Raw genomic sequence first — 21,388 nt, forward strand, 5'->3', positions numbered from 1 at the left:
GCGTGGTCTTCAATTCTCAAGGGTTTCGGATCGGTTACGGCGGTGGCTACTATGACCGTTACCTGGCTGATTTTGCAGGAGCATCCATCAGCACTATTTATGCAGTCCAGCAGGCAGATTTTACACCAGCTCAACATGATGTTGCGGTAAAGGAGTTACTCATTTATGAAACAAATCTTTGATAGAGACTATCCTGTGACAAGCATCCTGCTTATCCTGACGAGCCTTGTTTTTGTCTTGATGTTTCTCTCCTACGGTTCTCAATACAGCAATTCCGAAGCCTTGTCTTACTTTGGGGCAGTACGTGGCTATACAATCCAAGAGATGCCTATGGAATTTTGGCGAGTTTTTGCCGCCATATTTGTCCATATTGGTTTAGAGCATTTTGTGGTCAATATGCTCACTCTGTATTTCCTTGGCCGTCAGATAGAAGATATTTTCGGACCATGGAAATTCTTGATACTCTACCTCATGTCAGGCGTGATGGGGAACTTATTTGTGGTCTATTTTTCACCCGACAGCCTGGCAGCTGGGGCTTCTACTGCTCTTTTCGGTCTTTTTGCTTCCGTTGTTGTGCTTCGTTATGCTACGCGAAACTACTATCTGCAGCAGCTGGGTCAGTCCTATATGAGCCTGCTGGCTGTCAATCTGATCATGAGTTTTTTACCGGGAATTAGTCTTGCAGGGCACTTGGGCGGTCTAGTCGGTGGAGCTTTAGGAGCTGTGATATTACCAGTTTCGGGAGAGCGCTACGCTTTTAGCAAGTCTCAACGTTATTTAGCATTAGCGGCCTACCTTGGATTAGCAGCTATTCTGATTTTTCTGACTTTTCAACGACCAATTTTTTAAAAAATGAACCCAAATACCGCTTTTTAAAGTGGTATTCCAAAATGTTGCCAACCTCTATCAGCAATAGAAAAATTGCTGATAGAGGTTGATTACCATATAGTGAAAACTCTTATAGATGTTGATGTGACATTATTTTTAAGAGTTTTTTTACTTTATACAGTACAAAGAAAAAGATTGAAGAAATTGTCAAAAATAGACTTTTTCTTCAATCTAACACCTAGTAAATCTAGGTGTTTTTTTGTATAGTGTAAAAAGCTGATGCATCAGCTAATCTATTGCTTGTGCACTTCTATTATTTTTCGTTTTCTTATCTAATTTTTTGCCTAAATCGATAATGTACTGTTTTAAATCGTCTTTGACTTGAGGGTGTTTGAGGGCATAATCGATAGAAGTTTTCATGAAGCCAAACTTGTCGCCGACATCATAGCGGTCGCCTTTAAATTCGCGGGCAAAAACACGCTGAGTCTTGTTGAGGGTATCGATGGCATCCGTCAGCTGAATTTCATTGCCGGCGCCGGGAGTTTGTTTTTCTAGGATTTCAAAAATTTCTGGTGTGAGCAGATAGCGTCCGATAATGGCCAAATCACTTGGTGCATCTTCTGGTGCTGGTTTTTCAACAAATTTTTCAACGCTGTAGAGGCCATTGACTCCTTCGCCTTGCGGTGCAATAACGCCGTAAGCTGAGACTTCTTCGTGAGGAACCTGCATAACTGCAATGGTAGATGCGTGGGTTGCTGCGTAGTCATCCATGAGTTGTTTGGTGAGTGGCACTGCCTTGTCATTGGTAATATCCATCAAATCATCACCTAGCATGACCACAAACGGTTCATTTCCGACGAAGGCCTTAGCTTGAAGGACGGCGTCCCCGAGTCCACGTGGATGGCTCTGACGGATGAAATGCAAGCCAATACCAGTGGTTTCATCCACCAACTTGAGCAAGTCGTTCTTGCCCTTTTCCTTGAGGTTGTATTCTAGCTCAAAGTTGGAGTCAAAGTGGTCCTCGATGGAGCGTTTTGACTTCCCTGTGACAACCAAAATGTCTTTGATTCCAGACTTAAGAGCTTCCTCGACGATAAACTGAATAGTTGGTTTGTCAACGATCGGCAGCATTTCCTTGGCCAGTGCTTTAGTGGCTGGCAAGAAGCGGGTACCGAGACCGGCTGCAGGGATGACTGCTTTTCTGACTTTTGGCATAACTTTCTCCTTTATAAAAAATACTGTAACTTAAGACCACTCATTTTCAGCTTTGAATTCATTGCTCATCATATCATGAATGGCATCTTTGATATCATGGCCGTCATAGATGACCTTGTAAATAGCCTGGGTAATTGGCATGTAGACACCGAGCTCTTGAGCTAGTTCGTAAGCTGCCTTGGTCGTAGAGATTCCTTCGATAACCATGCCCATATTAGCTTCAATATCAGCCAATTTTTCGCCACGACCCAGCGCATCTCCTGCCCGCCAGTTGCGAGAGTGGACAGAAGTTCCTGTGACAATCAAGTCGCCAACACCAGAAAGACCGCTGTAAGTCAGAGGGTTGGCTCCCAGTTTGACACCCAATCGGGTAATTTCAGCCAGACCGCGTGTGATGATGGCAGCTTTGGCATTGTCACCATAGCCCAGTCCGTGGAGAGCTCCGGCTCCAACTGCGATGATATTTTTCAGAGCACCTGCTGTCTCTACTCCAACGACATCGGTATTGGTGTAGAGGCGGAAGTAGTGGTTGCTGAAGAGTTCCTGTACATATTTAGCAGTTTCAAGATCCTTGGATGCTGCGGTAATCAGGGTAATATCGCGAACAATGGTTTCCTCAGCGTGGCTAGGACCTGAAACAACGACAATCTCGCTACGCAAGTCAGCAGGGATTTCCTCTTCCAGAATGGTCGAAATCCGTTGGTGGCTGTTAGGCTCCAGTCCCTTGGATGCGTGCATGATTTTTACCTTGTGATCCAAGGTTTGCGCAACTTGTTTGGCTACTAGACGGGTCACCTTGGTCGGTACGACAAAAAGCACAGCATCTACGTTCTCTAGAGCATCGTTCAAGTCATGATAAGCCTTAATTTCCTCGCTTAGAACCACATCTTTGAAATAGCGTTTATTTGTATGCTGGTGATTGATCTCGTCAATCTGCTCTGCAATATTGCCCCAAATCCGGACTTCATGACCATTATCGTTGAGAACTTGCGATAGAGCCGTTCCCCAAGAACCGGGGCCAATCACAGCAATTCGTTGTTTATCCATCTTTTCTCCTTGTACAAGACCTATAAAAGGACTCAATCAATTTAGAGTTATTTATTATATTGTACCATAGAATAACTGAAATTTCTTACTTGACATTGTTTTTATCTATGATATAGTAAGGAAGCTAAACAAAGTTAAAAATCTACGAGGAGGAATTATGTTCAGAAAAGCTTTATCAGCCTATAAATTATTTATCTTTCTATCTCTTCTGATGACATCGCTGATGCTGGCTAGCTCGCTGTTGCAGCCCCTGTATCTCAAAGATGTCTTGAATGCTCTTTTATCAGGAAATCGTGAAGAAATCTATCGTTTAGGGGCTTGGTTGCTGGGTTTTGGTCTAGTTGGCCTGCTTGCTGGCGGGGCAAATGTGACCCTGGCAGCCTATATTGCGCAAGGGGTGTCGTCAGATTTACGGGAAAAAACCTTTCGGAAAATACAGACCTTCTCTTATGCCAATATTGAACAGTTCAATGCGGGGAATCTCGTTGTCCGCATGACCAATGACATCAACCAAGTACAAAATTTGGTCATGATGATGTTTCAGATTTTATTCCGCCTGCCTATTTTATTTTTAGGTTCCTTTATTTTGGCGGTGGTGACCATTCCTTCCTTGTGGTGGGTGATTGTCTTGATGGTCTTTTTGGTCTTCTTTTTGACAGGAGTGATGATGGGCTTGATGGGGCCACGCTTTGCCAAATTCCAAGTTCTCTTAGAAAAGATCAATGCGATTGCCAAAGAAAATCTGCGTGGCGTCCGTGTCGTCAAATCTTTCGTGCAGGAGAGAGAGCAGTATCAGAAATTTACGCAAGTTTCAGATGAACTTTTGGAGCAAAATCTCTTTATTGGTTACACCTTTTCGATCGTTCAACCAATGATGATGATCGTCGGCTACGGGGCTGTCTATCTGACCATGTGGCTCTTGTCTAGCATGATACAGATGGATCCAGGCTTGGTTAGCTCGATTGTTTCTTTCATTTCTTACTTGAATCAAATCATGTTTACCATCATCATGGTTGGCTTTTTGGGCAATACCGTTACGCGTGCCATGGTGTCGATTCGGCGGATCAAGGAGGTCTTGGATACAGAGCCAGCGATGACCTTCAAGAATGAAGCTGAAGAAGATCTGGAAGGTAGTCTGGTCTTTGACCATGTGACCTTTACCTATCCGACAGATACAGAGCCCATGCTCAAGGATATTAGCTTTGAAGTCAAACCGGGAGAGATGATTGGTGTTGTCGGAGCGACGGGAGCAGGGAAATCAACTCTGGCCCAGCTCATTCCACGCCTTTTTGATCCTCAGGAAGGTTCTATCAAGATTGGTGGCAAGGACTTGCGCGACATTAGTGAAGCTTCGCTGAGAAAAAATGTCTCTATCGTTCTGCAAAAAGCTATTTTATTTAAGGGGACGATTGCGGACAATCTGCGTCAAGGAAAGAAAAATGCTAGCCTGCCAGAATTAGAACAGGCGGCGCGCATTGCTCAGGCGAGCGAGTTTATCAATCGCATGGAAGATACCTACAACAGCCAAGTCGAAGAACGGGGAAATAATTTCTCTGGCGGACAAAAGCAGAGAATGTCCATCGCGCGTGGTGTCGTCAGCAATCCCAATATTCTGATCCTAGATGACTCGACTTCAGCTCTGGATGCCAAGTCCGAAAAGCTGGTTCAAGAGGCGCTGAACAAGGATTTGAAGGGAACCACAACCATCATTATTGCCCAGAAGATTAGCTCCGTTGTCCATGCGGATAAGATTTTGGTGCTAGATCAAGGACGTTTGATTGGCCAAGGTAGACACGCGGACTTGGTCGCTACAAATGATGTCTACCGAGAAATTTATGAGACTCAAAAAGGAAAGGAGGACTAATATGAAGACAGCAAAATTTTTCTGGCAATATTTTAAACAGTATAAACTGGCCTTTTTGGTCGTTATGATTATGATTGTCATCTCGACGGTTTTACAGGTTCTCTTTCCGATTTTTACCGGTCTAGCGATCAGTGAGTTGGTGGAGTTGGGCAGTGCTTTTGCGAGTGGCAAGCTGGCTTCAGGCGATGTTTCTGCCTTTGCCGCTTTTCAAGGAATCATGTGGAATTTGGCGCTGGCTTTCATCTTCCTTTCGCTATCTAGCTTGATCTACATGCTGCTGATGAGTCGGATCATCTCCTACTCAACTAATGAAATGCGTAAGGGGCTCTTTGGAAAATTGGCTCGCTTGACCGTTTCCTTCTTTGACCGCCATCAAGACGGGGATATCTTGTCGCGTTTTACCAGCGATTTAGATAATATCTTGCAGGCTTTCAACGAGAGTCTAGTCCAAGTGATGAGCAATATTGCTCTCTACATCGGCCTGATTATCATTATGTTTATGCGGCATGCGACCTTGGCTTGGGTGACGATTGCCAGTACGCCAGTAGCCATCATTGTCTTGGTGTCCATCGTCAAGTTAGCTCGCAAGTACACAGACTTGCAGCAAAAAGAAGTCGGTCAGCTCAATGCTTACATGGATGAGACGATTTCCGGCCAGAAGGCAGTTATTGTGCAGGGGATGCAAGAAGAAGTCATCAAAGGCTTTGTTCAGCAAAATGATAAGGTTCGGTCAGCCACCTTTAAAGGACGCGCTTTTTCTGGCTTGCTCTTTCCTGTCATGAACGGAATGAGCCTGATCAATACGGCGATCGTGATTTTTGTGGGTTCAGCCATTATGCTCAATGATCCTAATGTGAAGACCTCGGTAGCCATTGGTTTGATTTCAACCTTTACACAGTTTTCTCAACAGTACTATCAGCCTATCATTCAGGTTGCGGCAAGCTGGGGAAGCCTGCAGCTGGCTTTCACTGGTGCGGATCGGATTCAGGAAATGTTTGATGCGCCTGAGGAAGTGCGCCCGCAGAATGCTCCAGCCTTTACCGAGCTGAGAGAAGGCGTCGAGATAAAGCATGTGGATTTCTCTTATGTTGAAGGCAAGCCGATTTTGAAAGATGTTTCCATTTCAGCGCCAAAAGGTAAAATGATTGCCGTTGTAGGACCGACAGGATCAGGAAAGACGACCATTATGAACCTGATCAATCGTTTTTACGATGTGGATAAGGGTAGTATCGAATTTGACGGACGCGATATCCGAGACTATGACTTGGATAGCTTGCGCAGTCATGTAGGTATCGTTTTGCAAGATTCTGTCTTGTTCAGTGGAACCATTCGAGACAATATCCGATTTGGAGTGCCGGATGCAAGTCAGGAGATGGTTGAAATCGCTGCGCGTGCTACCCATATTCACGAGTATATTGAAAGCTTGCCTGATAAATATGATACGATCGTAGATGATGATCAAAACATCTTTTCAACAGGTCAAAAGCAATTGATTTCAATTGCTCGAACCCTTTTGACCGATCCTCAAGTACTGATCTTGGATGAGGCCACCTCCAATGTTGATACGGTAACCGAGAGCAAGATCCAGAGCGCGATGGAGGCCATTGTGGCAGGCCGAACCAGCTTTGTCATCGCTCACCGATTGAAGACCATATTGAATGCGGACCAGATTATTGTCTTAAAAGATGGGGAAGTCATTGAAAGAGGCAATCATCATGAATTGCTGCATCTAGGTGGCTTCTATTCTGAGCTCTACCACAATCAATTTGTGTTTGAATAGATACATACAGAAACGGAGGTATTTCATGAGGCTACCTTCGTTTTTGTTTTTGATATTCATTTATCTTGCCCTAAAAATTAGAAGCTAAAAAAGTCTGTCGTTTATCCTCTGATTGATTAGAGCATTCAAGAAACGTTTTGCTTTTTCGCTTGATTATAATATAATAAACGTAAGTGAAGTGTTAGTAAGTATAGGTGACTAGGAGATGGGAATGGGATCAAGTAAGGGGAAAAAGAGGATTCAGACTTGCCAGAAATGCGCTCTCTGGTCTACTTTTGTGCTGGTAATCTGTTGCCTTGCTTTTATTTATTCTAAGGCTAGCATGCCCGACAGCAATCAAATGAAAATCGGGGCGACCTATATGACCATGAACAATGATTTTTATCAAACCTTGAATGCTGAATTGGAGAAAAAAACCAATCAACAGGGGAGTAGGCTCTATGTTCGTGATTCGGAGTTAGATGAGAAAAAGCAGAGCCAGCAAATTGCTTATTTTATCAAAGAGAAAGTGGATGTCATCGTCATCAACCCAGTAAAGAGTGATAGCCCAGCTATTATCGGGGCTCTGAATAAAGCTAAAAAAGCTGGTATTCGCATTATCGTGGTAGATGCGCCAATGAGTAAGCAAGTAGCCGTTGACACGACGATCGTGTCGGATAACTATCAAGCAGGAGTTTTGATTGCTAAAGATATGATGAGTCGGCTTTCTGAGGCAGATATTCTCTTGCTTGAACACCAGAATGCCATCTCAGCGATGGATCGTCTACAGGGCTTTCTGGATACGATCAAGGGGAATCCCAGCTATCGAATCGTTTCTCAGTTGGAGACTTTGGGACAGACCGAAGAAAGCATGCCCCAGGTCAAAAATGCCTTGGATAATGGCTTGGAATTTAACGTTGTTATGGCTCTTAATGACCGTGCAGCAATCGGTGCCTTGGCAGCAATCAAAGATCAAGGTGTCACAGAAAAAATTTATATCTATGGGGTTGACGGCTCTCCAGATATTAAGAATTTTTTGGCCAATACGAATGACATCCAAGGAACGGTGGCTCAGTCGCCTATTCAGATGGGACGAAAGGTGGCAGAAGTGATTGAGATGCTGCGGGAAAAGAAGTCCTGTGATAGACAGTATTTGATACCAGTCCGCTTGATAAATAAGGACAATATCAGCGAGTATACAATTACAGGGTGGCAGTAATGAAACCAAACAAAAGCATTTTTTACAGTAAAATAGCTCTGATGGTCATCAATTTTATAGCCATTGTCTATAATGCTTCGATTTACCTCTTTGCAACCAATTATGTCGTAACAAGAGGCTTCAGTCACTCGCTTTTGGAACGTTTGGATGCCATTCCAGGATCGCCCAGTTTCATTTTTCTGATTTCCATTATCTTTTATGCCTGCCTATTGCTGGTGATGTACTATCGGGAAAAGCATCCCAATCAGCTATCCGTTTATGATAAGGTGACCATGATTGAGATTTTGCTGATGCTGGTCATCTTTACTGCTTTGCATTCGTCTTACAACGGGCTGATTCTTCTTGTTTTTGCAGATATTTTCTATGGCTCCAAAGAGTTCAATGCCTCCAAGGACAAAAAATACTGGTTTTCCTTTATTATTTTGAGTTTCAGTATGTTGCTATTGTCAAACTACGACCTGCTGTCGCTCTTTGTCAAACTGCCTTCATTGGATACCTATATTCGTTTTTATCCAGAATCTATACGTTTGCTGTTACTTTTTGGTAAGAACTTTCTTTTTTCCCTCAATATTGTTGTCTTTATGATATCCTTGCTCTTTTATATCATGTCGGCGATTACAGAACGGCATCGGATTGAGGAGGAGCTTCGCATGGCTTCTCAGGCCAATCGGGAGCTGAATAGCTATCTAGCTTTGTCAGAAAAAATTGCTGAAGACCGAGAAAGAAAGCGGATTGCCAGAGAGATTCACGATACACTGGGCCATGCTTTGACGGGTATCTCAGCGGGAATTGATGCCATCAAGGTCCTAGTGGATATTGATACTGAGCGGGCCAAGGAACAGCTCAACAATGTCTCGGTCGTCGTTCGTGACGGGATTCGGGATGTTCGAGGTTCGCTCAATAAAATGCGGCCGGGTACTCTGGAGAATAATAGTCTGAAAGAGGCTTTGTTAAAGATTATCCGAGAGTATGAAGCCATTTCCAATTTGGATATTCATTTTCTTTATGAATGGGATACGATCGATTTAGATATTGCCAAAGAAGATATTGTGTTTCGCATCGTGCAGGAATCAATTACCAATTCTGTGCGTCACGGGCACGCCAAGACCGTGTGGATTGAGTTGTTAGAAAAAGAAAATTATATTATGACCATTCGAGATGATGGTGTAGGTTTTGATGAATTGCACTATGGCTATGGTCTAAAGCAAATGCAGGAACGGTTGGCTATTATCGGTGGAAAAGTTCATTTTGAAAATCGAGATGGCTTTTATACCTACATTGAAATCCCCAAAATAGGAGGTTGGAATGATTAAAGTTTTAATTGCAGACGATCAGGCCTTGATTCGTGAGTCTCTGCAAATCATCCTGTCTGCTCATGCTGACATCGAGGTAGTCGGGACAGTTGGAGATGGCAAGGAAGTTCTGGAAAAGCTTCATCGGGTACGCCCAGATGTGATTTTGATGGATATCCGCATGCCGGTCATGGACGGTGTTCTCTGTACCAAGGCTGTCAAAGAGCAGTATCCAGATGTTAAGATTATCATTCTGACGACCTTTGATGACGATGAATTTATCTTTTCCGCTCTAAAATACGGTGCCTCTGGCTACATTCTCAAAGGGGTTTCGACAGAAGAGCTTCACGAAGCCATTCAGACAGTCTATCGGGGCGGAGCTATGATCAATCCTAATATTGCCACCAAGGTCTTCAAAATCTTTTCACAGATGGCCCAGTCTAACTTTGCTATCACGGTGTCAGAGGAAAATGTAGAGGACATGAGCCGGACGGAGTGGAAGATTATCCAGCAGATTGGCTTTGGGATTTCTAATAAGGAGATTGCAGCCAAGCTTTATCTGTCGGAAGGGACCGTGCGCAATTACTTATCAGGGATTCTATCTAAACTGAATCTGCGTGACCGGACTCAGCTGGCTATCTGGGCCGTGCAGACCGGAGTCACCCAGCGAGACTTTAGCAAGGGAAGTGACAAATGAAGTGGCGACTTAGACATTTGGTTGTTCTTGTTTTGGTTCTTGTTTCAGGTATTTTAAGCTTCGCACTTTGGTCGTCTAGTCATGAAAAAGTCCTACGCATCGGTGTCTATGCGGGCTCTAGCTGGGATGTTCCAAATAGTCGTGAAAACAAGGCCATGGACAGCCTGATTAAAAAGTTTGAAAAGGCACATCCTCATGTCAAGGTTGTTTACGAAAGCGGAATTCCCAAGAAGGATTACGCTGACTGGTTGGCAGAGCACGTCTTAAAAGGCGAACAGCCGGATCTTTTCATGGTACCGGAAAACGACTTTAGCATGTTGGCCTCGGCTGGTGCCCTCAAATCCTTGGATACCCTTTTAACGGATGATGAACGGACAGCCTTTTATCCCGTCGCTTATGAAGCTGGGCAATATCAGGGAGTCAGCTATGCTCTTCCAGTCGAGAGCAATCCTATCATGATGTGTGTCAATAAAGACCTGCTTGAAAAAGAAGGAATTAGCATTCCTGAGTCAGGCTGGACTTTGGCGGATTTCTATGAGATTTGCAAAAAAGTAACCAAGGATACCAATGGCGATGGCGTGGTGGACCAGTACGGTATAACAGATTACACTTGGCAGCAAGCTCTGGTAGCTTACGGCGGCCATTTGACCGATAAATCCGGTATCAACAATGTAGACAGCGCAGAGATGCACCAAGCCTTGGCCTTTATGAGCAAGCTGGACATGCTCAGCCAGCACTATAAGGTGACTTCTCATGACTTTGATGAGGGGCGAGTGGCCTTCTATCCTATGAGTCTAGCCCAGTATCGGACCTACAAGCCTTATCCTTATCATGTTGCCAAATATTCTAGCTTTTCTTGGACCTGTATCCCGATGCCGACAGCCAATAGCAAGGTGATGGGAACGCAGGTCAAGACTTCCCTCTTTGGCATGTCTTCCAACACTAAGCAAGAGAAGCTGGCTTGGGAATTTATGCTCTTGCTGTCACAAGACAAAGAAAGCCAGCAGACCTTGTTTGAAAAATCGCAGGGAACTTCAGTCTTGCCCTCCGTAGTGAAAAGTCAGCAAACCAAACAAATTCTGCAGGCAGATGACTTCGGCTTGGATTCTCTGACTTCTGAGAGGCTAGATAGTATGATGGAGCGTTCTATCATAGATATTGGACAAGAAGTCGATCGGCAGACCTTGGAAAGGCTTGATTATTTGATTAAGGAAGCTCTGGGAAATCAAGAGATTGACAGTGCCTTGCCGAGCATTCAAAGAGAAATAGAAAGCAGATAATTTTCTGCTTTCTTTTTTATTTCTAATTAACCCAGAAAGAAAGTAAAGGGTGACTAGACCAATATGACATTTGTCACATCTAAACTCACATTTGTCATCTTTCCAAAGTGACATTTGACAATAGGGGAGCGGTTTCATTTTGTGTACAATAGAATCAAGAAAATAAGGAGGCAGGAAAGATGAAATATCTTGTACTGGTCAGTCATGGGGGGCTAGCTGAAGGCGTACAAAGCTCCTTGAAGATGTTTGCTGGTGATAAAACAGACCAAATCATCGCCGTGGGTCTGAAAGAGGGAAAATCAGTTGATGATTTTGCTCTCGATTTCCGCCAAGCCTTGGCAGGTTTAGAAGCAGAGGATACAGTCTTGGTTTTGGCCGATATTGTAGGAGGCAGTCCATTGACCACAGCGGCTAGTGTCCTAGCAGAATTAGGCAAATTAGATTCGGCAGTCATTCTTGGAGGGCTGAATCTGACGATGGGGCTCACTGGGCTTGTGATGAAGGATATGCTGGAAGGCAAAGATCTTGCACAGACGATTCTTTCAGAAGCGACGGCAGCCTTGCAGGAGTTTGAAGTTTCATCAGACGATGATGAGGAAGACGACATTTAAAAAGTTATTCATTTACTAACTTAGATAGGAGATTCAAAATGGTAGTAACATTTGTACGGATTGACGACCGCATGATCCACGGTCAAACGGTCACTCGTTGGGCTAAGGAATATCCTTGTGATGGGCTGATTGCAGTCAATGATGCAGCAGCCAGCAACAAAGTCTTGATTCAAGCCTACAAAGGGGCTTCTGACAAGAAAACTTTCGTTTGGACTAAGGAAGCCTTCAAGGAAAAATCTGGCAAGGTAACTGAATCTGACAGCCGATATTTCTTGATTACCAAAAATCCGATTGATATGAAAGAAATCTTAGTGGACCAAGGCTATGTGCCAGGCGATGTCAAAGAAATCATCGTCGGACCAGCCAATGACCGTCCGGGAGCTGTTAAGCTGGGCAACAATCAATCCATCACACAAGAAGAAGCGGAAGCGATCGAAGCGATTGAAAAAGCAGGTTACAAGGTAAAATTCCAGCTGCTTCCAGACGTTTCCATCGGTTACTGGAGCGATTTCAAATCTAAATTTGGTTTTTAAACAGGAGCAGAAGTTAAGCAGTGCAAAGTTTTGAGCTTTCTATAGCCTTGCCAAGCGAGGTCTATTTGAAGGAGCTGGAACTGAGCTCCTACTACTGCTCGATCTTACTTAAAGGAGAAAGATTATGACAATTTCTTGGTTGCAAGCCGCAATACTTGGTATCTTTGCTAGTTTGTCTTCTATGCCGGGTATGGGTGGCTCAAGTATTGGTAACTATACACTTGGACGTCCGCTTGTCGGAGGCCTCGTCTGTGGTTTGATTTTAGGAGATGTGAGTCTCGGTATTATCTGTGGGGTAGCCATGCAGTTGGTGTATATCGCGCTGGTAACACCTGGCGGTACTGTTTCGGCTGATGTCCGTGCAGTTTCTTACATCGGTATTCCTTTGGCGATGGTTGCGATCAAATCACAAGGGATTTCAGATGCTCAGCAGGCTGCTGACTTTGCAAAATCAATGGGTGTGCTGGTTGGTACGCTGGGAACTGTTCTCTTCTACGGAACAGCAACAATGAACTTGGTATGGCAACACATGGGCTGGAAAGCAGTCGAACAGGGAGAATACAAAAAATTGTATGCGGTTGACTGGTATCTGCCATGGGTTTCCCACTTCCTCTTCTCTTTCTTGCCAACACTGATTCTTTGCCGTTACGGTGCTGATGCCGTTACAGCTCTGAAAGATGCCCTCCCAATGGATGGTCTACCAATGAAAACCCTCTTCACAGTAGGTTCTCTCCTCCCATGTGTCGGTATTGCGATTCTCTTGAAACAAATCGTTGAAAAAGTGACAGACTTTGTCCCATTCTTCGTTGGCTTTACCTTGGCTGCCTCACTTGGTCTCAACCTTGTGTCTAGTGCAGTTGTATCACTGATCTTTGCCCTGCTCTTCTATGAAGTACAGATGGCGAAAAATGTCAAAGCTAGTGCTGTGGCAGTAGGTGATTTTGACGATGATGACGAGGAGGATATCTAAGATGGCAACTAAAAAAATATCTAAAAAAACACTGACCAAATCATTCCACCACTGGTACTATGGTCACTTGACCTGCTTCTCTCAAGAGCACATGCAGACTTTTGGTTACTTGACTTCTATGCTACCAATCGTGGAAGAATTGTACGATACAAAAGAAGAACAAGCACGCTCTATGCACACTTATACAGCCTTCTTCAACACGGAACCTCAGCTGGGTACTCTGGTCGTTGGGATCACAGCTGGTTTGGAAGAAGCGCGTGCCAATGGTGCAGAAGCGGTAAATGACGAAACCATCAACGGACTTCGGGCTGGCTTGATGGGGCCGGTTGCTGGTATCGGTGACTCTCTGATCGTTGGAACCTTGATTCCAGTTATTTTGGGGATCTCAATGGGACTTTCAAATGGAGGCTCACCTGTCGGTGCTATCTTCTATATCCTAGTTTGGAATCTGCTAGCTTATTTCGGTATGCGTTTTGCTTACTTTAAAGGCTATGAATTAGGAGACAAGGCCGTTGAATTCTTAGTAGGAGAACAAGGGCAAGCTATCCGTAAATCTGTTGGGATTGTCGGCGGAATGGTTATCGGTGCTGTTGCAGCAACTTGGGTACCTATCAAAACTGCTTTCCAATTGACCAATCCGGGTGAAAAAGAGCCTTACCTTGTCTTACAAGATAAATTAGATGGTGTTTATCCAGGTCTCTTGACAGCGGTCTTTATCGTATTTTGCTGGTGGCTCATGGCCAAGAAGAACCTTTCTCCAATCAAAGTGATGCTCATTCTAGTTGTTATCGCCTTCCTTGGTGTACTGGCTGGCTTCTTTAACCCAGGTCTCCAATATTAAGAAAAAGAGGGAAAATCATGACAGAACAAGAATTGATTCAAGGCTATGAAACAGAAATTCAATATCAGAAGCATATGATTGAAAATCTCGGACGCTGGTTTAGTCTTTTCTTTACCATTGCCAGTATCGGTTTTGTCCTGATCTATCTCTTTCATCGAACCAATCTGCTTCTTTTCATCGTAGGAGTCATCTTAGCTGTTTTGGGAATTCTTGTCATGCTGGTCTTTGGCTATGGCATCTACAAGGGTAGACTAAATTTGCAAAAGGTTATTGATGATTTTGAAGAAAAACTGAAGTTAGCTCAATAATATTTCCAATTAATTTCCCCCAAAAACTTTGTCATTCGGCAAAGTTTTTTCTTGACTATTTCTGACCAAGTGATACAATATTAACTATAGATTAGCACTCGGCGTCATAGAGTGCTAAAAATTCAATCTTTGGAGGAAAAAGATGTTAAAACCATTAGGTGACCGTGTGGTCTTAAAAGTAGAAGAAAAAGAACAGAAAGTTGGTGGCTTTGTCATTGCTGGTGCAGGACAAGACGCGACAAAAGAAGCAAAAGTCATCGCAGTCGGCCAAGGCATCCGTACGTTGAACGGAGAGCTGGTTGCACTAAGTGTCAAGCCAGGTGATAAGGTTTTAGTTGAAAGCCATGCTGGCATTGAAGTCAAAGATCAAGATGAGAAATTCTTGGTTGTTGGAGAAGCAAGCATTCTTGCAATTGTGGAGTAAAAATCTAAGAAAGAGGTTTAAAAATGGCAAAAGATATTAAATTTTCATCAGATGCACGCAGTGCAATGGTTCGTGGTGTGGATATTTTAGCAGATACTGTCAAGGTGACTTTGGGGCCTAAAGGACGCAATGTCGTTTTGGAAAAATCTTTTGGCTCACCCCTCATCACCAATGACGGTGTGACCATTGCCAAGGAAATTGAACTGGAAGATCATTTCGAAAATATGGGTGCTAAGTTGGTATCAGAAGTAGCTTCAAAAACCAATGATATTGCTGGGGACGGAACAACGACTGCTACTGTATTGACCCAAGCTATTGTCCGCGAAGGCATCAAAAACGTAACTGCTGGTGCCAACCCAATCGGTATCCGCCGCGGGATTGAAGCAGCCGTTGCGACTGCTGTCAGCGCTCTGAAAGAAACGGCAATTCCGGTTTCTAGCAAGGAAGCGATTGCTCAGGTTGCTGCCGTTTCTTCTCGCAGTGAGAAAGTCGGTGAGTACATCTCTGAAGCTATGGAAAAAGTTGGCAACGATGGCGTTATCACCATCGAAGAGTCTAAAGGTATGGAAACAGAGCTGGATGTCGTAGAAGGAATGCAGTTTGACCGTGGCTACCTGTCCCAATACATGGTGACGGATAGTGAAAAAATGGTGGCTGATCTGGACAACCCTTATATCTTGATTACAGACAAGAAAATTTCTAACATTCAAGAAATTCTGCCATTGTTGGAAAGTATTTTGAAAACCAACCGTCCGCTCTTGATTATTGCAGATGATGTGGATGGTGAAGCTTTGCCAACTCTGGTTCTCAACAAGATTCGCGGAACCTTTAATGTAGTGGCTGTTAAAGCGCCAGGTTTCGGTGACCGTCGTAAGGCTATGTTGGAAGACATCGCTATTTTGACAGGCGGTACAGTAATTACAGATGATCTTGGCCTAGAGCTCAAAGACGCTACTATTGAAGCACTTGGACAAGCTTCTAAAGTCACTGTTGACAAGGACAGCACTGTGATTGTGGAAGGATCTGGCAATCCTGAAGCCATTGCCAATCGTGTGGCCGTTATCAAATCACAAATCGAAAGTACAACTTCTGAGTTTGACAAGGAAAAACTGCAAGAACGTCTGGCTAAATTGTCCGGTGGTGTGGCGGTGATTAAGGTCGGTGCCGCAACCGAAACCGAACTTAAAGAAATGAAACTCCGCATTGAAGATGCCCTTAACGCAACCCGTGCAGCGGTAGAAGAAGGAATCGTCTCTGGTGGTGGTACAGCCTTTGTCAGCGTATTGGGTGCAGTTGCTGGTCTCGAATTAACAGGAGATGAAGCGACAGGTCGCAATATTGTACTTCGCGCCTTGGAAGAGCCTGTTCGCCAAATCGCTTTGAATGCAGGATTTGAAGGCTCTATCATCATTGACCGTCTGAAAAACTCTGAAGCAGGTACAGGCTTTAATGCTGCGACTGGCGAATGGGTCAACATGATTGAAGCTGGAATCATTGACCCAGTTAAGGTGACGCGTTCAGCCTTGCAAAATGCCGCTTCTGTAGCTAGCTTGATTTTGACAACAGAAGCTGTTGTGGCCAATAAACCAGAACCTGCGCCAGCAGCACCAGCTATGGATCCAAGCATGATGGGCGGCATGATGTAGGACACATCGGAGAAAGTACAACTTTTTTGAAATCAATAAAGTAAAAAGACTTCAAACTATTGGTTAAAAACAATGGTTTGAAGTTTTTTTATTGTGCGGATAAGGAAATGAAAACTTGTAAAATAATGAAAAGTTTTAAATGTAAATGATTTTCGAAAGCTGTTTGGAGTGATTGTAAATGTGATTATTTCAAAATGGGGCAAATAATCTGATAGCAGTAGAGAATACTTTCGTTTTGGAAATTAACGCTACTTAGCCAGGACTAAGAACGTTAAACTGTTTCGGACTTGTTTTGGAACAACTCAATTCTATCATTACAATAAGTGATTAACGTTTTCGCTTTTTCAAGTGTGTAGCCTTTTTCAGATACTGACTTTACTTTTTTCTCGTCAAAGTAGTAGCCAGTCAAACCCCTGATTTCTTCTGACAATGTGAGATATTACACTTATCTATTCGTAAAAAATGGAAGAAGTAGTATAATAGAGAAACACAGATAAGATGGTGAGTAAAAAAGATGACAATTCGTTTTGAAGAAAAGGTAAGTATAGAAAACGCTCAATTCGTATGCCAATGGTCTAACTCCCTCGGCAAATCCTTTCAAGAACAATGGATGGGAACAATGATTCCTTTTCCCTTGACAATTCAAGTCTTGCAAGATTTGGAAGGAATCTTTTCAATCTTTGATGGACAAGAGTTTGTCGGGCTTATCCAGAAAATCAGGCTAGAAGACAGTAATCTTCATATCGGGAGATTTTTTATCAACCCCCAGAAACAGGGGCAAGGCTTAGGTAGCCAGGCTTTAAGGAAATTTGTTAGTTTGGCCTTTGAAAATGGAGACATAGATAGTGTTTCTCTAAATGTCTACGAGGCAAATCAAAGAGCTCAGAATCTTTACCAAAAAGAAGGATTTGAAATCGTTCAAATGGTTGAAGAACCTGTACGAAAATACATCATGAAAAAGTTTAGATAGAAAGTAAAAAAGCTTTGGTTCACAAAGCTTTTTTAATGTTATAAACTCATTAAAACAACTCCCAGTCAACTGTTGAAAACTTTTTAGTCTGTTTAATATAAAAATAAGCAAAATGAATTTCTTTAGCTAGGGTCAAGAGGGTTGCAATACTCACTACTATCATAGGATTAGAAGCAAAGGTTAGAGAAAGAAGGAAGGCGATAATATAGATTCCAGCTTGGATAAAGTAGAAACGTTTTGAAAAACGAAGATAGTGTTTGTTATAGGGGCCATTTGCTAGGACAGCAGCCTGGAAGAGTCCAATTCCGATATAAAAGAAGCTGGTCACAAAGAGATGATTGGCTTCAGGATTCAGAAGAAAACTCATCGAAACAGTCATCATAATCAGTCCAATGAAAATAGGATAGTGACTATAAATTAGAAATATTCCCTTTTGATTAGATGCTTCATCAATGGCATGGTCGAATTGACTGAAATAAAACAAGAACAGAGAAAGCATGATCATGAAATAAAGAAGGGAATAAATCGAGAAATTCTCGATCGTAAAGAAGTTAGCTAGCCCCATAATCATCTCCCCAAAAGTAATAATGACTAGAAGGGAGATACGCTCGATTAAATGGGGGAGATTGACTTGAAAATACATGGTCGTGCGAGTAATGGTAATGGGCATAATAAAGGTAAGGAGGATACTGAGAACAAAGACATAGATACCAAGGTTGATTGGAAGGAGAGCTGCTAAATAGACACCAAATGTGCGCAGCCCTGTCATCCAGAGAAGACCCTTGATACTTTTTCGATCGACGGCATTTGTCGATTTTCGATAATACTCCACCAGATATTGGAAGAAGAGGGTGAGGGATAAGGTACCAACGGCCCAGCAAAAAGAGTGGAAATAGAGCTGCCAATCATGGCCAATCATATTTGAAATGAAGAGCAGGAGGCCCATATTGATAAACATGATTACCATGTTAAATAAAGAGTTCTTCCCATAGCGATTGGTATAAACGGTTTAAATCATCCAGGAATTGATGAGCACTAATAGAGACATGAAAAAATCAAAGAGAGAATTCCAGGTCAAAATACCGTCATGAAGATGGTGAATGAGGGCCGTTGTTTTTGAAATGGCAAAGACCAGAACCAGATCATAAAATAGCTCTGAAAATTCTACCCGTTTGTGTTTGATAAAGTTTGTCATAGTAGGTTCTTTCTAGTTATGATGTAACAATTTATTATAACAGAAAGCAGCAATGAAAGAAAAGGATATTAGTAGTTAGTAAAACTATGTCGTAAATTGTCAATATCTTGTCTTCTTTTGTCATTCACTTGTCGGTTTCTGTCTTGTATAATAGTCTCATAAACCAAATGAAATAAAGAGGAAATCATTATGTCAAATAAAAAAGTTATCTTAGTCACAGGCGCTTCATCAGGTATGGGGAAACTTTCAGCCCAAGACCTTATCAAAGCTGGTCACACAGTTTACGCTGTTGCTCGTAGTGTCGATAAAATGAAAGACCTTGAAGCACTTGGTGGCCGTATCATGAAAATGGACGTAACAAACGAAGAGGATATTGAAAAAGTTGTTGCAAAAGTGATTGAAGAACAAGGTCGCATCGATGTTCTTTGGAACAATGCAGGTTACGGACTCTATGGTCCTGTCGAAGACCTTTCAATGGAAAAAGCACAACAACAGTTCGAAGTCAATGTCTACGGTGTTGCCCGCTTGACGAAGAAAGTATTGCCTTATATGCGTAAGCAAAAGGATGGTCTTATCATCAATACGTCATCAATGGGTGGAAAAATCTACACACCACTGGGTGCTTGGTACCATGCTTCAAAACACGCCATTGAAGGTTTTAGTGACTGTCTCCGTATGGAAGTCAAGGAGTTTGGCATCAAGGTGGTTGTTTTAGAACCTGGAGCGATCAATACTGGTTTTAACGCAGCAGTTGGTCAAAACTTCTCTCATGAATCTAAAAATGGTGCATATAGTCGTTTGGTGAACGCTTATATTAAAGCTATGGAGAACAACCCAGCACCAGGGTCTAAGCCAGAAGTCATCTCACGTACAGTTATCAAAATCATCAATGCTCGTAACCCTAAAACTCGCTATCTTGTTGGACGTGGAGCCAAGCTCTTGGTAGGAATCCGTCGCATCTTTGGCGATAAATTCTTTGATCGCATGATGTTGATGACTTTCCGTTAATAGAATGGAGAAAGCTTATGCGCCTTAGTCTCAGTCAACAGTATATTGAAAATTTAAGCCTTATGGGGTTGGATCTGAAAACGATTCTGGAATTGGCTAATCTACCAGATAGCACCTGGAAAGAGGAAATGAATCTCTCAACTCTGGACTATTATCATCTGTTAATAGCTTTTGATCAGGTGGCCAATGATGAGCAAATCATCGCCATGAGCCGTATCAAGGACATTCAAATGTTTATGCCTCCTTTTTTCGCGGCCCTATCCTCTAAAAACGGTTTGGCTGCGATAGAGCATTTTGCCAAATACAAGAAGATTACGGGTCCGATTGTCGTAAACATAGAAGTTTTTGATGATCTTGTCCGTGTGAGCTATCGTTATGATTATCCAGGGTTATACCTACCTCGCTTTGCAGTTCTTAACGAACAGTTGTTGTTGCTTGATTTGATTCGGACGGGAACTGGTGAAGAGATTGTCCCAGTCCATGTCGGGACTCCTTATTCTTATGATGAAGCTAGTATTGGTATTTTTGGCTGCCAAGTGGAAGTAATGGAAGGGAATGAACTGGTTTTTGAAAAGTCTGACTTGGAGAAGCCTTTTCTCACAGCCAATAATGTCATGTTGGACTACCTAGAGCCTCAACTCAAGGAACGCTTAGCAGAAGCAATGACCAGTGAAAGTTTCACAGGTATTGTCCAACAAAAACTCTATCAAGCTATTCCAAGTGGTTGCTTTACCATTGAAGATATAGCAGCGTCATTAGGCATAAGCAGTCGCACCCTGCAACGAAACCTAACAGCAGAAGGAACCAAATTTAATCAAGAATTACAAAATATTCAAAAAATCCTAGCCTTTAGTTATTTCAAAAATCCAGAAATGACAACAGAAGATGTTAGCTACTTGCTGGGTTATTCGGAAGTATCGTCTTTTTCACGAGCCTTTAAAAAGTGGACAGGACAGACCATTTCACAATATAGAGGTCTGCCTCATTAATAGAAAAAACGCCCCTAAAGGCGTTTTTAAACTGTTCTTCTATAAAGAGTGAATGGTAATGCTTACACAAAAGGGTCTGGGACAATAGTCTCTTAGCTACAGAAAAAGGCTCCATAATTCTTACAGTGGTTTTACCCACTACAGAAATTATAGAGCCAAAAAATGTGGAGGCAAATGATGGGGCAGAGCCCGTTTAAATAATGAAAAAGCCTTGGATTCCAAGGCTTTTAAGTCATACTTTCTATGCCCCCTGCATGGATTTGGAAAGGATTTTCATATTGAGAGTAATTAAAAATATTGAAATATAAGTGATTTTAGGGAAGTACTTTTAGGTATTTCCAATGTCATGATTTAAAAATGGGGCAAAAGTGGGGCAAAAACGAATGACTCTCATTTGGTTTGAAAACCTATAATATCTGATGATTATGCTATACTAGAAATATAGTGTTGTTATCAATAAATATCAGTGCGAGACTAATCGGAGGATAAAATGGAAAAACAAATTAATGAAAAAATTATCGAAATGGATAGGGAATATCCCTTTTTATTTTGATTTAAATCAGATTTTTGGATGGAATAGTAGATGATAAGACAAAATATCTTTGAACATACAAAAAGACAAACGCCAAAAATGACGTTTGTCTACGTTCTGAGGTAGCCTTTAGGCTCCCTTTTTTCTTAGTAAATACCGA

Annotated in this window: 20 protein-coding genes and 2 pseudogenes; 18 read left to right on the forward strand and 4 right to left on the reverse strand. The window is 42.6% G+C overall.

Annotated elements, in window-relative coordinates:
- The coding region (locus Q0191_RS06790) for a 5-formyltetrahydrofolate cyclo-ligase (protein ID WP_297665003.1) at window positions 1-182 on the forward strand (182 nt) is incomplete at its 5' end.
- Complete coding sequence (locus Q0191_RS06795; protein ID WP_297665005.1) at window positions 166-849, forward strand: rhomboid family intramembrane serine protease; 684 nt, start codon at window positions 166-168, stop codon at window positions 847-849. The genes Q0191_RS06790 and Q0191_RS06795, both read left to right, overlap by 17 nt.
- 267 nt (window positions 850-1,116) lie before the next feature.
- Here Q0191_RS06795 and galU read toward each other — a convergent pair whose 3' ends face one another.
- Window positions 1,117-2,043, reverse strand: a complete 927-nt coding sequence (gene galU / locus Q0191_RS06800) for a UTP--glucose-1-phosphate uridylyltransferase GalU (RefSeq protein WP_297665007.1) — start codon at window positions 2,041-2,043, stop codon at window positions 1,117-1,119.
- A 30-nt stretch (window positions 2,044-2,073) separates the two neighbouring features.
- Complete coding sequence (locus Q0191_RS06805) at window positions 2,074-3,090, reverse strand: NAD(P)H-dependent glycerol-3-phosphate dehydrogenase (protein ID WP_297665009.1); 1,017 nt, start codon at window positions 3,088-3,090, stop codon at window positions 2,074-2,076.
- Window positions 3,091-3,247: 157 nt separating this feature from the next.
- Here Q0191_RS06805 and Q0191_RS06810 point away from each other — a divergent pair, with 157 nt between their 5' ends.
- The 13 genes from Q0191_RS06810 (at window position 3,248) to groL (ending at window position 16,534) form a co-directional block, all read left to right on the forward strand.
- The gene (locus Q0191_RS06810; protein ID WP_297665011.1) at window positions 3,248-4,954 is read left to right on the forward strand and encodes an ABC transporter ATP-binding protein; all 1,707 of its coding nucleotides are present in this window, start codon (window positions 3,248-3,250) and stop codon (window positions 4,952-4,954) included.
- 1 nt (window position 4,955) lies between these two features.
- On the forward strand, window positions 4,956-6,734 hold the full coding sequence (locus Q0191_RS06815; protein ID WP_297665013.1) for an ABC transporter ATP-binding protein: 1,779 nt from the start codon (window positions 4,956-4,958) through the stop codon (window positions 6,732-6,734).
- 211 nt (window positions 6,735-6,945) lie between these two features.
- Window positions 6,946-7,932, forward strand: coding sequence for a substrate-binding domain-containing protein (locus Q0191_RS06820; protein ID WP_297665015.1), 987 nt, complete (start codon window positions 6,946-6,948; stop codon window positions 7,930-7,932).
- The gene (locus Q0191_RS06825; protein WP_048766093.1) at window positions 7,932-9,245 is read left to right on the forward strand and encodes a sensor histidine kinase; all 1,314 of its coding nucleotides are present in this window, start codon (window positions 7,932-7,934) and stop codon (window positions 9,243-9,245) included. Before Q0191_RS06820 ends, Q0191_RS06825 begins: the two co-directional genes overlap by 1 nt.
- Window positions 9,238-9,921, forward strand: a complete 684-nt coding sequence (locus tag Q0191_RS06830) for a response regulator transcription factor (protein WP_061908824.1) — start codon at window positions 9,238-9,240, stop codon at window positions 9,919-9,921. Before Q0191_RS06825 ends, Q0191_RS06830 begins: the two co-directional genes overlap by 8 nt.
- Window positions 9,918-11,201: an ABC transporter substrate-binding protein gene (locus tag Q0191_RS06835; RefSeq protein ID WP_297665021.1), complete on the forward strand. Its 1,284-nt coding sequence runs from the start codon at window positions 9,918-9,920 to the stop codon at window positions 11,199-11,201. The genes Q0191_RS06830 and Q0191_RS06835 overlap by 4 nt, the downstream gene beginning before the upstream one ends.
- 179 nt (window positions 11,202-11,380) lie before the next feature.
- Complete coding sequence (locus Q0191_RS06840; RefSeq protein ID WP_297665023.1) at window positions 11,381-11,812, forward strand: PTS sugar transporter subunit IIA; 432 nt, start codon at window positions 11,381-11,383, stop codon at window positions 11,810-11,812.
- A gap of 38 nt (window positions 11,813-11,850) precedes the next feature.
- Window positions 11,851-12,345, forward strand: a complete 495-nt coding sequence (locus Q0191_RS06845) for a PTS sugar transporter subunit IIB (RefSeq protein WP_045500394.1) — start codon at window positions 11,851-11,853, stop codon at window positions 12,343-12,345.
- Window positions 12,346-12,469: 124 nt separating this feature from the next.
- Window positions 12,470-13,315, forward strand: a complete 846-nt coding sequence (locus Q0191_RS06850; RefSeq protein WP_005591586.1) for a PTS sugar transporter subunit IIC — start codon at window positions 12,470-12,472, stop codon at window positions 13,313-13,315.
- Window position 13,316: 1 nt separating this feature from the next.
- Window positions 13,317-14,156, forward strand: coding sequence for a PTS system mannose/fructose/sorbose family transporter subunit IID (locus Q0191_RS06855; RefSeq protein WP_039975565.1), 840 nt, complete (start codon window positions 13,317-13,319; stop codon window positions 14,154-14,156).
- Window positions 14,157-14,173: 17 nt separating this feature from the next.
- Complete coding sequence (locus Q0191_RS06860; protein ID WP_149555839.1) at window positions 14,174-14,464, forward strand: DUF202 domain-containing protein; 291 nt, start codon at window positions 14,174-14,176, stop codon at window positions 14,462-14,464.
- Between the two features lie 142 nt (window positions 14,465-14,606).
- Window positions 14,607-14,888 carry a co-chaperone GroES gene (gene groES, locus Q0191_RS06865; protein ID WP_223368189.1) on the forward strand — a complete coding sequence of 94 codons (282 nt, stop codon included), beginning with the start codon at window positions 14,607-14,609 and terminating at the stop codon, window positions 14,886-14,888.
- A 23-nt stretch (window positions 14,889-14,911) separates the two neighbouring features.
- On the forward strand, window positions 14,912-16,534 hold the full coding sequence (gene groL, locus Q0191_RS06870) for a chaperonin GroEL (protein WP_297665033.1): 1,623 nt from the start codon (window positions 14,912-14,914) through the stop codon (window positions 16,532-16,534).
- Between the two features lie 271 nt (window positions 16,535-16,805).
- Here the strand turns inward: groL and Q0191_RS06875 are convergent.
- Window positions 16,806-16,973: pseudogene (locus tag Q0191_RS06875) on the reverse strand (dehydrogenase); the annotation flags it as partial.
- A gap of 75 nt (window positions 16,974-17,048) precedes the next feature.
- Between Q0191_RS06875 and Q0191_RS06880 the strand changes: the two are divergent.
- The gene (locus tag Q0191_RS06880) at window positions 17,049-17,504 is read left to right on the forward strand and encodes an N-acetyltransferase (RefSeq protein WP_297665035.1); all 456 of its coding nucleotides are present in this window, start codon (window positions 17,049-17,051) and stop codon (window positions 17,502-17,504) included.
- Window positions 17,505-17,553: 49 nt separating this feature from the next.
- Here Q0191_RS06880 and Q0191_RS06885 read toward each other — a convergent pair.
- Window positions 17,554-18,699: pseudogene (locus tag Q0191_RS06885) on the reverse strand (low temperature requirement protein A).
- A gap of 189 nt (window positions 18,700-18,888) precedes the next feature.
- Between Q0191_RS06885 and Q0191_RS06890 the strand changes: the two are divergent.
- Both Q0191_RS06890 and Q0191_RS06895 read left to right on the forward strand, forming a co-directional pair.
- Complete coding sequence (locus Q0191_RS06890; protein WP_297665037.1) at window positions 18,889-19,707, forward strand: oxidoreductase; 819 nt, start codon at window positions 18,889-18,891, stop codon at window positions 19,705-19,707.
- A 17-nt stretch (window positions 19,708-19,724) separates the two neighbouring features.
- Window positions 19,725-20,696 carry an AraC family transcriptional regulator gene (locus Q0191_RS06895; RefSeq protein ID WP_297665039.1) on the forward strand — a complete coding sequence of 324 codons (972 nt, stop codon included), beginning with the start codon at window positions 19,725-19,727 and terminating at the stop codon, window positions 20,694-20,696.
- Window positions 20,697-21,388 lie beyond the last annotated feature (692 nt).

It is taken from the genome of uncultured Streptococcus sp. (genome assembly GCF_938036805.1).
In the GTDB taxonomy this organism is placed as follows: domain Bacteria; phylum Bacillota; class Bacilli; order Lactobacillales; family Streptococcaceae; genus Streptococcus.